The organism is Nostoc sp. C057 (assembly GCF_013393925.1).
GTDB classification, from domain to species: domain Bacteria; phylum Cyanobacteriota; class Cyanobacteriia; order Cyanobacteriales; family Nostocaceae; genus Nostoc; species Nostoc muscorum_A.
The window spans coordinates 4,552,964-4,565,476 of record NZ_CP040281.1 but is presented as its reverse complement, the minus strand read 5'-3'; the positions used below and the strand labels follow the sequence as shown (position 1 = coordinate 4,565,476).

8 protein-coding genes and 1 pseudogene are annotated in these 12,513 nt (G+C 42.5%); 5 read left to right on the top strand and 4 right to left on the bottom strand.

The features are described from left to right. Positions 1–95: 95 nt before the first annotated feature. The 3 genes from FD724_RS19575 to FD724_RS19565 form a co-directional block, all read right to left on the bottom strand. Positions 96–1,808 carry a bifunctional diguanylate cyclase/phosphodiesterase gene (locus tag FD724_RS19575; protein ID WP_179073769.1) on the bottom strand — a complete coding sequence of 571 codons (1,713 nt, stop codon included), beginning with the start codon at positions 1,806–1,808 and terminating at the stop codon, positions 96–98. 1,061 nt (positions 1,809–2,869) lie between these two features. Beyond that, positions 2,870–3,559 (bottom strand): phosphorylase, encoded by a 690-nt coding sequence (locus FD724_RS19570; RefSeq protein ID WP_179073768.1) that lies wholly within the window; start codon positions 3,557–3,559, stop codon positions 2,870–2,872. Then, the gene (locus FD724_RS19565) at positions 3,552–4,592 is read right to left on the bottom strand and encodes a ferritin-like domain-containing protein (protein WP_256874322.1); all 1,041 of its coding nucleotides are present in this window, start codon (positions 4,590–4,592) and stop codon (positions 3,552–3,554) included. The genes FD724_RS19570 and FD724_RS19565 overlap by 8 nt, the downstream gene beginning before the upstream one ends. Here FD724_RS19565 and FD724_RS19560 point away from each other — a divergent pair. From FD724_RS19560 to hpnH, 3 genes are all read left to right on the top strand, one after another. Continuing rightward, entirely contained in the window at positions 4,562–7,264 is a 2,703-nt protein-coding gene (locus FD724_RS19560; RefSeq protein ID WP_179073767.1) for an efflux RND transporter permease subunit, read from the top strand. The two genes, FD724_RS19565 and FD724_RS19560, sit on opposite strands and share 31 nt — an antisense overlap. Then, positions 7,264–8,247, top strand: coding sequence for a hopanoid-associated sugar epimerase (gene hpnA, locus FD724_RS19555; RefSeq protein WP_179073766.1), 984 nt, complete (start codon positions 7,264–7,266; stop codon positions 8,245–8,247). Before FD724_RS19560 ends, hpnA begins: the two co-directional genes overlap by 1 nt. 116 nt (positions 8,248–8,363) lie before the next feature. Continuing rightward, positions 8,364–9,383 (top strand): adenosyl-hopene transferase HpnH, encoded by a 1,020-nt coding sequence (hpnH, locus tag FD724_RS19550; protein ID WP_179073765.1) that lies wholly within the window; start codon positions 8,364–8,366, stop codon positions 9,381–9,383. A 540-nt stretch (positions 9,384–9,923) separates the two neighbouring features. On the opposite strand, the pseudogene FD724_RS42105 reads toward hpnH, so the two are convergent. After that, positions 9,924–10,719: pseudogene (locus FD724_RS42105) on the bottom strand (SAM-dependent methyltransferase). 688 nt (positions 10,720–11,407) lie between these two features. On the opposite strand from FD724_RS42105, the gene FD724_RS19535 reads away from it, so the two are divergent. Next, on the top strand, positions 11,408–11,929 hold the full coding sequence (locus FD724_RS19535) for a phycocyanin subunit beta (RefSeq protein WP_012411561.1): 522 nt from the start codon (positions 11,408–11,410) through the stop codon (positions 11,927–11,929). An 89-nt stretch (positions 11,930–12,018) separates the two neighbouring features. Then, entirely contained in the window at positions 12,019–12,510 is a 492-nt protein-coding gene (gene cpcA / locus FD724_RS19530) for a phycocyanin subunit alpha (RefSeq protein WP_012411562.1), read from the top strand. Positions 12,511–12,513 lie beyond the last annotated feature (3 nt).

Genomic DNA, 12,513 nt, shown 5'->3' with positions numbered 1-12,513 from the left:
ACTTTGAGTTGCGGTAGGGGCAATTCATGAATTGCCCCTACATTTTCTTGATGTGAAAAGCAGGGGAGGTTATTTTCTAGCTGAGGCATAAAAACCTATGCTGGGATTATCTCTAACTGCTGAGAATTTTTCTGCAACATCGGGGCAATTATATCAGCAGGAACAGGACGACTGAAGTAGAAACCTTGACCTTCATCACATCCACGCATTTTTAGATATTCAAGCTGTTCTTCGGTTTCCACACCCTCTGCCGTGATTTTCAACCGGAGGCTCTTTGCTAGGGCAATAATCGCATCGGTGACGGCGGCGCTATCAGGATTAGACATGACATCCTGCACAAATGACTTATCAATTTTGAGCATATTTACAGGAAAGCGTTTCAAATAATTTAGGGAGGAATAACCAGTACCGAAATCGTCTAGAGCCAAGCAAATACCCAGTTCTCGTAATTGTTTTAAGGTTTTAACTGAACGATCAATATCAGCCATCAAGAAGCTTTCCGTCACTTCTAGTTCTAAGGAAGATGCTTGGAGTCCAGTTTCTTCAAGAATTTGGTTGACGATCTCAACCAGATAGGGTTGTTCAAACTGTCGAGATGACAGATTCACAGATATCCGAATTGGGGTAAATCCAGCAAGCTGCCAAGCACGGGTTTGGGCGCAAGCAGTTCGCAAAACCCATTCACCAATTGGTACGATCGCACCATTGGCTTCTGCAATGGGAATAAACTTTACTGGAGAAACCAAACCTAATGTAGGATGCTGCCAGCGAAGCAACGCTTCCATCGCTATAACTTGTCCGCTATGTAAATCAATTAGAGGTTGATAATAAACCAGCATTTCGCCACGCTCAAGCGCTCCATGCAATTCATTTTCTAAAGTCAGTCGCTCTTGCAACTGAGCATTAATTTTTGGCGAATAGAATTGGTATTGGCTACGCCCTTGCTGTTTGGACTGGTAAAGTGCTATATGAGCCTGTTGCAAAAGTTGATCTACGCTATTAGGATCGGTTAGGTTATTAAGTGTGATACCGATACTGACGGTAATATGAATCAAGTTACCTTCTACAGAAAAGGGTTTGCTCAGGTTACTCAACAGCATCTGAGATAGCTTAATTACACTTTCCAAAGAATGAATATCCATTCGGGCAAGAACAAATTCATCTCCTTTTAAATAGGCGAGAATATCTGTTTGTGCCGTGCAGTTTAATAATCTCTTGGCAACTGCTCTTAACAATAAATTTGTTGTTTGATGATCTAATCCATGACTCATACCAGTGAAATCATCAATACTGAGCAAAAACACAGCTACAAGGCGCTGATTGTTTTCAGGTTGGGATAAAATCTGATGAAGGCGATCGCGGAATAAATCACGATTGGGTAATCCAGTCAGGTCATCATAATTAGTGATTTGGTGAATTAACTCATCTAATTTTTGAAGAGTTTGTGAGGTATCTGCCATCAACGTACCCGCTTCATCAGCAAATTCTGTGGGCAATTTAGGTAGTGTTTTGGTGTTCAGATAATTTTGTAATGCAGCAGAAGTGAAAATGACTGGTTTGAGGAGATGGTTTAGCGCATAGAGGGTGGCAGCCGTACCCGCTAATGTAGCCAATAGAGCAATAATCATAACTCGTGCCGCCATCTCAAAGGAATAGGAATTTGAGATGACGAAGCTCAAAAGTAAGGTTAGAAGTGGTACATGAGTACCCAAAAAAGCCACCAACATGATTTTAGCGGTGTAACTTTTTTTGAGCCATTTAAAATTAGCTAGGAATGAGTACAAGTATAAGTTTTGATTGAAATTCATAAATTCTGTTAGATAGTTGGTAAATTAGTTCCGAGCTATTCTGGCAAAAGAGTATTTTTGATTCAAATAAAAAAGAATTAGCTCTCCTGGAACCCAACCCTGATAAGGTTATATATTATGTTTCCCAATATTCTTTTATAGTTAATATGTATGACGATAAAGTTTCTGTGAAACTTATTGCACAAGCAATTCCATCATCAAAATAAAATTGTATTGATTCTTACACTGATAGTAATTATTCTTGTGATTAATGTGATATCAACGCAAATATCATCACAGATATTTTTATAAATTTCGATTTTACAAATTTCGATTTATGGACTTCCAAGAAATAAATTATCCAAATAAACGTAGACGCTTTGGCTTGCCGCAGGCTACCACAGAGACACAGAGAACACAGAGGGAGAAGAGATAGAGAGAATTATTTGCTTTAGTTTTGGGATATTTTTTATTTGAAAGTCCCTTATACCAATTTTTTATGAAGCTGCATAGAATTCGATCCCCCCTAGCCCCAGGGCGAACGCACGGGATTTCTGAAACCCTTGCTGGGCAAGGATCTTGATGAAAAAATAGGCTAAATTAAAAAACGCCAAAACCCTTGCTATTAAAGGATTCTTATACTTTAGATGCGTTTGCCCTGCCCCTAGCCCCCCTTAATAAGCAGGGCCGTTTCATTCCCTAAAAGGCTCTGATTTACAAGCGTTTCAGGAAAAAAAGTCAGGTGACTAAAAAATCTGATTGGGCAAGAAAATCGCGATCACACTGAAATTTAGTCGTTGAGGTGGTAGCTTTTCGATTAGCAAATCAAGCAAATTTCTGACTCCTACTCTTGACAAAATCTCTAAGAGATCGAATGAAACAGCCCTGCCCTTAATAAGGGGGGAACCGGAAAAACATCTATCAAAGTCCCCCTTTTTAAGGGGGATTTAGGGGGATCAAGATATGTACAACTTCACATTAAATTGGTATTAGATGAAGATATACTCATAGAACTTTAAATCCCCAACTTATCTAATAAGTAGGGGATTTAAATACTTGTAACTGTGCTATTATTCAACCAATTATTTCAGTCTATTGCCAGAAAAGAGCATATTTGTAACTTGCTCTAACACCTTTAATGCTGTTAATGAACCTCGAATTAGCCGAGTAGCTGCAAGCGGTTGTCTAAGCATTGCCATCGCTAAAGGGAAAGGATTTAGGGAGCCATCAGAGTTAATTGCTGATGTGAGATCGGGGATATCGTGCTGACAATCGTCACTGACTACTCGCAGCATTGCCACGGCTACCCCACCCACCTTGAAAAACTCTAGGGCAGTAAATCCTTCCATATCAACAACATCAGCCGCCAAAGTCTCACCCAAATGAAGTTTTTCGGCAGCAGACCAAATCATGCGATCGCTAGTTAATGACTTGACTAATGATACTTTTTGCGATATATAAGAGTGCAATTGTGCTGTGAAAGTGCGATCGCACTCTAGAAGCTTCCCCTGATAAACACAATCTTGATACAGCACAATATCACCAACTTTGTAGCGATCGCTCAAGCTGCCACAGATACCCATAATCAGCACCCTGGATTTGGGAACTAAAAATTGTCCTTGGTGGAGATACTTAAGTAAGGGTTTCATCCCAACAGGTACAGCTACTACTGTTGGGATGGAACCAGTAACGCCGCTTAATCCGCGACAAACAGCTTTATATTCTGCTCCTTGAGGTACCAGAATAGTGTTGATGGGCAAAAAATTAGGCACTAGCCCTCTCACTCTCAATATTCTGAAGTTTGCGTTTGGGTATTAACTCAAGGGTACGGAGGGCGATGTTGGCTAGTCTGGGTAGTAATTGTGGTTGGAGTAGTCGGGGGTCATACTTGCTCATCCGGCGCTGATTTTCTACTAGACAAATGCTGAGAAATTTTTCTAGTGTGAGGTTTTTGGTAAAGATGTCAGCACCTGTGACAGCGAAGCCAGTTTTACTAGGATCATCATTGCCAAAGACGGCAATCAAATTACTGAGAGCCTTGCCGTATTGCCAGAGGGTTTTGGCGCTTCGTAATGGGATGAATCCCTGACCACGATGAATTTGTGTATAGGTAAACCAGTTGACAAAAAAAACAATATGACGTGTTTCTTCATCTATGATGGGATCAAAGATAGTGAAAATAGACTCTGGAAAAACATTAGCTTCACGGGCGATCGCAAATAACCCGTAAGCAAAGAAAGTATCCAGGCACTCTTCAAAGCCAAAACGCGTAAAGACTGGCTCAATATTTTGGGGAACTTGAATTGGTTGACGTTCTGGTATTTCGATGCCGTAACGATCAATTAATGTTTGAAGTAGACGGGCGTGGCGTAATTCTTCTTTACCTTGGAGAGCGATCGCACTTTGTAAAATAGGATCGCTCACCGTTGCTGCGTAGCCACTAACTATTGCTCCAGCTTGTCGTTCTGTATTTAGAGCTTTCTCCCAAAAGGGAATACTGCGTAAGAAACTCAAGGCTGTATCGTCCAAATCTGGCCAGGGGAGAGACTCAGGTTCGTATTCCCTGTAGCTTTCGGTAAAGCTCCGGCAGAATAATTCCTTATGCTCGACAGAACCAAGTTTCATCTTTGAAGTTTCCTTTTGTATTAAAGATTGGGTCATATCTGAGTGACAATAAGTAATATTGCCGTTAGTAGTAACCAAAACTCGCAAACCGAAGGTGATTGCTGTAGCATGACTAAATAATTGTGTCACCCACACGATAATTTTCCAAGATGGTAAAGCTTCGTAACTCAAAATCTGCACGAGAAGTATTCAATATTTCCAAATTAGCGATTCAATTTTCGTGGCTGACGGTGAGTTTTTGGATTGCCGTAACGGTAGCTGGGATTCTGGCTTTCAGTTCTCTTAAGTACGCTTTGTTTCCAGATATTACCTTTCCAGTGGTGGTTGTAAATGCTACAGCCCCCCTGACAACTGCCTTGGATACAGAGGCGAAGCTCACCAAACCCCTCGAAGAACGCCTCCGTTCCCTAGAAGGACTGGAGAATATCCGCTCATCCACCTATCCCAGTCAAACAGCCGTTAGCCTTTCTTTTGCCGTTGGTACGAATTTAGAAACATCAACCAAAAAGGTGGAAACTGCCCTCAAGCAGTTGACTCTACCTCAAGGAGCGACTTCTAAAATTATTCCCCTGAACCTGAACGAGTCAGCCGCCATTAGCTATGCCATTGAGAGTCCCACCCGGAATCTTACAGATTTGACAAAGTTGGCGAAAGACGAGATTGTAAGTGCGATCGCTAAACTACCAGGAGTCCTGAAGGTCTCACTGTTAGGCGGTGCGACTGCAACTCCTCCCCTAAATCCATCGAATCTGAGTGCAGCATCCATCCCCCAAGCAGGCGCAACATTAGTTAGATTTAACGGGCAAGATGCACTCGCATTTCAGGTAATCAAACGCGGTAGCGCTAACACCTTAGAAGTGGTGAGTCGAGTTGAAAAAGAAGTTCAAAGGCTACGTTCTACCCTCAAGGATGTCAAACTCACCTTAGCTGCTACCCAAGCAAAATATATCCGCCAAGCCACCCAGTCAACAATTGATGCTTTGCTGGAAGCCGTCTTGTTGTCCATCGTGGTAATTTTTCCTTTTTTATGGAATTGGCGAGCCACCCTAATTTCTGCTTTGGCGATTCCTACGTCCTTGTTGGCGACGTTTATCGTCATGGCAATTTTCGGTTTCAACTTAGAAACAATTACGCTGTTAGCTTTAGCTTTGGTGATTGGGAGTATTGTTGATGATGCGATCGTGGATGTAGAAAACATCATGCGACACATTGAAGATGGAGAAACTCCTCGCCAAGCGGCACTTTTAGCAACCAATGAGATTGGATTAACAGTCACCGCCGCCACCTTGACAGCAGTAGCGGTTTTTCTGCCCATAGGTTTGATGGGTGGTGTAATTGGGCAGTTTTTCAAGCCCTTTGGCATCACTGTTTCAGCAGCCATGCTTGCTTCTATGCTAGTTGCTCGGACTTTATCTCCAGTTCTGGCTATTTACTGGCTAAAACCTAGACCCTCGCTCTCTCCGCGTCGAGAAGCAAGAATTTGGGTGGCATTTGCCCAATCTTATAGAAATTTGCTGAGTTGGTCTTTGAATCATCGGAAGATAGTTGTCGGGTTAGCTGTACTCAGTTTTATTGCAGGTATAGCGCTGATTCCACTAATTCCCAAAGGGTTTATTCCCAAACTCGATCGCGGCGAATTCAATATTGCTTATACTGCTCCTTTACCGAGTATTCCTGATTTTGCTAGAGGGGGACAAGGAGGACAAGGAAGCAATATCCCCAATCCCCAATCCCCAATCCCCAATTCCCAATTCCCAATTCCCAATCCCTTAAACGATTCTCTTCAAGTTGCTAAAAAACTAGAAGATGTAGTCAGAAAATCACCGGCAGTTGAAACGGTATTTACTACTGTTGGTTCTCGTGAGGGTGAGCCGAATAAAGGCACACTATATATAAAGTTAAAGGAAGACCGCACAATCACAACTGGAGAACTACAAGACCAATTCCGCTCCACTTTACCTGTCCTTTCTGGGGTAACTACCAGTGTGGAAGATATTCAGTTTGTTGATTCTGGCGGTCAAAAACCTCTCCAAATAGCTTTGCGCGGTGACAATCTCCAAGCCTTAAGTAAAGCAGTCAAGGCAATTAAAGAGAGAATTCAGAGATTACCAGGATTTGCCGATGTCACAGTTACAGGTGAAACAAATCCTCAAGGTGAGGTTTTTCAGATCGAGCGTCTGAATAATCAGCGAGTAGCTTATGTCAGTGCCAATCTTGGCAAGGGTCTATCTTTGGGTGATGCTACTGATAAAGTGGTAGCTGAAGCTAAGGCAGTGTTACCTTCTAATGTTTCGTTAAATTTAGGAGGAGACTCGGCTAGCCAAGGTGAGGTTTTTAGCAGTTTTGGCAGTACTTTGGCTTTATCTGCCTTGTGTATTGTTGTAGTACTAATTTTGCTATTCAAAAGCTGGGTAGACCCTCTAGTGATTGGTGTCTCTTTGCCTTTAGCACTGGTGGGGGCAATGTTGGCACTACTGATCACCAAGAGCGACTTTGGTATGATCTCACTGATTGGTTTTGTCTTTTTGCTGGGGCTGGCCAATAAAAATGCCATCTTGCTTGTGGATTATATCAACCAGTTACGCAATGCTGGCACAGAACGCACAGAGGCAATCCTCAACACTGGATCAGTGCGCCTCAGACCAATTATGATGACCACTGCCTCCACTATTTTGGGGATGCTACCGATCGCATTGGGTTTTGGTGCAGGTTCCGAATTGCGATCGCCTATGGCTGTAGCGATCGCTGGTGGACTGGTAACTTCAACTATCCTCAGCTTGATTGTCGTGCCGGTAGTCTACACTATTTTAGATGATTGGTTTCCCCGCTTTCAGACAAGAGAGAGAAGTTGATGCAAGTTTTTGTCACGGGGGGTACAGGTTTTATTGGTGCCCACTTGGTACGGTTGTTACTGAAAGAGGGTTACACAGTCAAAGCGCTGGTACGCTCAAGTAGCAATTTGGAGAATCTACGCGGTTTGGAGGTAGAAATTGTCAAAGGCGATTTGAACGATCCAAATCTCTGGCAACAAATGAGAGGTTGTCAATATCTATTTCATGTCGCAGCCCATTATTCTCTGTGGCAAACAGACCGAGATTTACTTCACCATAATAATGTTCTGGGTACGCGCAATGTCTTGGTAGCAGCTAATAAAGCTGGCATTGAACGTACCGTTTATACCAGTTCAGTAGCGGCAATTGGGGTAGGATCGTTTGGTCAAGTGGTCGATGAAACACATCAGAGTCCCATAGAAAAGTTGGTGGGTAACTACAAAAAGTCTAAGTTTCTGGCTGAACAAGAAGCCATGCAAGCTGTTGCTACAGGTCAAGAGGTAGTTATAGTCAATCCCAGCAGCCCTATTGGATCGTTAGATATCAAACCTACCCCAACAGGTGATATAATCTTACGGTTTTTACGGCGGCAAATGCCCTTTTACTTGGATACTGGTCTTAATTTTATCGATGTGCGAGATGTGGCGTGGGGGCATTTACTGGCCTTGCAACGGGGTAAGCCAGGCGATCGCTATATCTTAGGTCATCAAAATCTAAGTCTCAAAGAACTACTCGAACAACTTGCCGATATCACAGGTTTGATAGCACCTCAACGCACAGTACCCGCTTGGTTGCCCTTTACTGCCGCCTGGGTTGATGAAAATATTCTCGCACCCTTGGGAAAATCGCCCTCAGTGCCATTGGATGGCGTTCGGATGGCAAAACAGCCAATGTATTACAATGCTGCAAAGGCTGTACGAGAATTGGGTCTACCTCAATCCTCGCTAAAAGCAGCACTCAAAGATGCTGTGGATTGGTTTGTTGCTCAAGGCTATGTCAAATGAAAAATATAGCGATTTATGTGTGGATGCAATAGACAGTAGAGGCGCAAAACCTTGCGCCCCTAAGAAGGTTTTATGTTTTCCCGTGGTGTTTTTATAAAAGAGGAGCGATCGCAACAATGGCAGTTAATATACAACAAGCTATGGATATCGGGAAGTATCTGGTTACTCAGCGTTTGAAAGGACGTAAACGCTTCCCCTTAGTATTGATGTTGGAACCTCTTTTTCGTTGTAATCTAGCTTGTACTGGTTGTGGTAAAATCCAACATCCCAAGGAAATATTAAAGCAAAATCTCACCCCAGAACAGTGCTTTACCGCAGTGGAAGAGTGCGGCGCACCAGTTGTCTCAATTCCTGGCGGAGAACCTCTGCTACACCCCCAGATTGATGAAATTGTTCAAGGATTAATTGAGCGCAAGAAATATATTTACTTGTGTACCAATGGTTTGTTGTTAGAAAAGAGCCTAGATAAGTTTCAACCTTCCCCTTACCTGACTTTTAGCGTGCATTTAGATGGAATGCGCGAGTTACACGATCATTGTGTAGACCGCCAAGGTGTTTTTGATATTGCCGTCAAAGCCATTCGCGCCGCTAAAGCTAAAGGTTTTCGTGTCACCACTAACACAACTATCTTTGAGGGTACTAAATCCCAAGATATGCAAGAGTTCTTCGACTTTCTGGAAACACTAAATACTGACGGGATGATGATTTCTCCCGGCTACAGTTACGAGTGGGCACCAGATCAAGATCATTTTCTTCACCGCGAACAAACCCGCACCCTCTTCCGGCAAATTCTGGCTCCCTACAAAGCTGGTGAAAAAAACTGGAACTTCAATCACAATCCACTGTTCTTAGATTTTCTTACTGGTGAGAAGGACTACGAATGCACGCCTTGGGGTAGCCCTAGTTATAGTGTTCTCGGTTGGCAAAAACCTTGTTATCTGCTGAACGAAGGTTATTACTCTACCTTCAAGGAACTACTGGCACAAACTGACTGGAGTCAATACGGCCAGAAGAGTGGTAATCCCAAGTGTGCCGATTGCATGGTTCACTGCGGCTACGAACCCACCGCCGCAATGGATGCAATGCAACCGCAAAATATGGCGCGTGCCCTTGGCAGTGTGTTTGGGAGGAATTAATAATTAGGGGGAAAGGGGAAAAAGAACACCATATTTAAAAACCTTGTTTTCAACCCTATCTTTTTTATCTCTCACTTCCTTATCAACCCGCCTTGGAATTTATTCCAAGGCTAATAGCTCAATTCCTTTTAATGACGTAGATTCTGAGATAGGACTTACAAAAAGAATACAAAACCCTGATTTTCCGGTAGGGGCAATTCATGAATTTCCCCTACTGCATTTACTATTGCGGAAGTCATACTAGAGTTTGTGTGTTAGGACAAGATGTAGACCAGTACAATACTTTAACTGTTACAGAATGGTGATTAAACCTCGTCTACCTTGAGAACCGTAGTTTTGTAGGTTGGGTGCAGCTTTAGCATAACCCAACATAAATAAGTGGTAATGTTGGGTTGCGTTTCACTCCACCCAACCTACATCAATATATCTTTATATCTTTTAAAAAACTCTAGGTTTCAACATAGATGAGGTTTAATAACAAATATTTAAAAACAGCCCAGCGCTGGATTTTATAAATTTTTTCAATCACTATCCCTTTATTTACCTGGCTTTACTTGGAACACCAGTAAAGGCGAAAAACTGTTGTTCTTTGGGTGCAGCTAAACTTTCACCAAGGTAACGATGAATACCTACTCCCATGTCTCCGGTTGCGGTGAGTTTGAAGTTCACTTCTTCAAATCCATATTCACGGAAAAATTTACGCACAGTCTCAGAGTGGGGAATACCCTTAGAGTGTCCACGAGTCCAAATTACAAAAGCACCTTGTTTGCTCAGAAAACTCAGGTTCGCTAGCAAGCGATTTAGTTCAGCTTCATCTGCAAGATTGCCAAATACACCACAGACAATCACAATGTCTGCTGGCACTGCTCCTACATAGTTAGAGGAGAGTGTTGCATCACCATTGATAAACTCAATTTGTTTTGTCAAACCCAAGGATTCTATTGTTTGTTGTCCACGTTCAACTAGGTGTGGATTTAGCTCTACGAGTCGGGCATAAACATCAGGGCAAACGCATCTAAAGTATAAGAATCCTTTAATAGCAAGGGTTTTGGCGTTTTTTAATTTAGCCTATTTTTTCATCAAGATCCTTGCCCAGCAAGGGTTTCAGAAATCCCGTGCGTTCGCCCTGGGCATAAACATCTTTTGCTCGTGGGTGATTTGATAGCGTTCCTAGCAAATCTCGTCCATCGCCCGCGCAAACACTAACTACACGGATTAACCCTGGTTGGGACAAATTTAAGCTATGGGAAATGTATTCCTGAACAATTTGCAAGCGTTGTTGCAATTTTGGTTCGTTCTTGTAGAGGTCGTGCCATTCAAACCAGTCTTTTACCATATAGATGATTTCCGTTGCCATTAACCACAAGTTTGCAAAATTACAGACATACCTGTATAACTCAAAAAACTACGGCAACACTATCTAAAAACCGTAGTTTGTATTGAACACAGAGTATCATGAAAAATTCTCCAAAATCAAGTCTTTTTTCTTTATAAAAGTTGAGAGCAGAGACGCGAAGAAATTGCACTTATTACTTTGTATCGATACAATGCAGCCGTAAATATGCTGTGTGCCCTTTGCAGAAGATGCCAAGTAGCAAATACTACAAAAGTTAAACATGCGATACCTGCGGTGGACTACGCCTACGCATTCTTTAAGGGATTTCCCTGAAAGAAATTTCCAGTATTTATTGGAGTGCCTAGAAGTTAACCTAAATGTAAAGTTATGTAAACGAAATTAACAAACATAACAATAATTTGTAATAAATAATGACGCGGCAGCATTGTATAAAGAGAACTTGGAAGTAAAAAACAACATCTTAATCAGGTTTTCCAGTCGTTCATAGAAGTTTGAAGTTTTTTAACAAAAGTTTTAATCTGAAAGCCTGGAGATCGTAAACTTATTTCGTGGATGTCTGTTTTAAACCTTTCGTAACTCGTCAGGCAGTGCTGACATCAAAAAAAGCTGAACCATTCAGTTTTGAGTCCAATTATTCTTAACCAAGCAAAGTAGGAGATTTAACGCAATGGTTTTAGATGCATTTGCAAAAGTAGTTTCCCAAGCTGATACACGTGGGGAATACCTCTCCGATGCACAATTGGATGCATTGAGTGAACTAGTCAAAGATGGTAACAAGCGTGCAGATGCTGTTAACCGTATTACCAGCAATGCTTCCGCTCTTGTTGCTGCTGCGGCTCGTGATTTGTGGGCAGAACAACCCCAATTGATCACTCCCGGTGGTAATGCTTACACCAGCCGTCGCGCTGCTGCTTGCATCAGAGACTTGGACATCATTCTTCGCTACATCACATACGCAATCTTCGCTGGCGATTCCAGCGTGTTAGATGATCGTGCCCTCAACGGCTTGCGTGAAACCTACTTGGCATTGGGAACCCCAGGAGCTTCAGTTGCTGTTGGTATTCAAAAGCTAAAAGCTGCTTCCCTAGCAATTGTCAACGATACAAACAACATCACCAGAGGCGATTGCAGCGCTTTATCAGCTGAAATTGCTAGCTATTTTGATCGTGCTGCTTCAGCAGTAGCTTAAGGCAAATATTGCTGCTATTGACTGAGATAGTTGTCCATTAGGACAAAACAAAATTTCAACCAAATTTTTGTAAAAGGGAAATACCAAAAATGACAAAAACACCTCTAACTGAAGCAATTGCATCGGCTGACTCTCAAGGTCGTTACCTCAGCAGCACCGAAATTCAAGTTGCTTTTGGTCGCTTCCGTCAAGCTCCAGCTAGCTTACAAGCAGCAAAAGCATTGAGCGCTAATGCTCAACGCTTGACCGAAGGTGCTGCTCAAGCAGTATATAACAAGTTCCCTTACACCACTCAACAACAAGGCCCTAACTTCGCGTCTGATGCACGCGGTAAAGGCAAGTGTGTTCGTGATGTTGGCTACTACTTGCGGATTATCACATACGCTTTAGTTGTTGGTGGTACAGGCCCCTTGGACGATTTCTTGATTTCCGGCTTGGCTGAAATCAACCGGACTTTTGACCTGTCTCCTAGCTGGTACATTGAAGCTCTCAAGTACATCAAAGCTAACCACGGTCTAAGCGGCGACCCAGCTGTTGAAGCAAATTCCTACATCGACTATGTAATCAATACTCTAAGCTAGAGT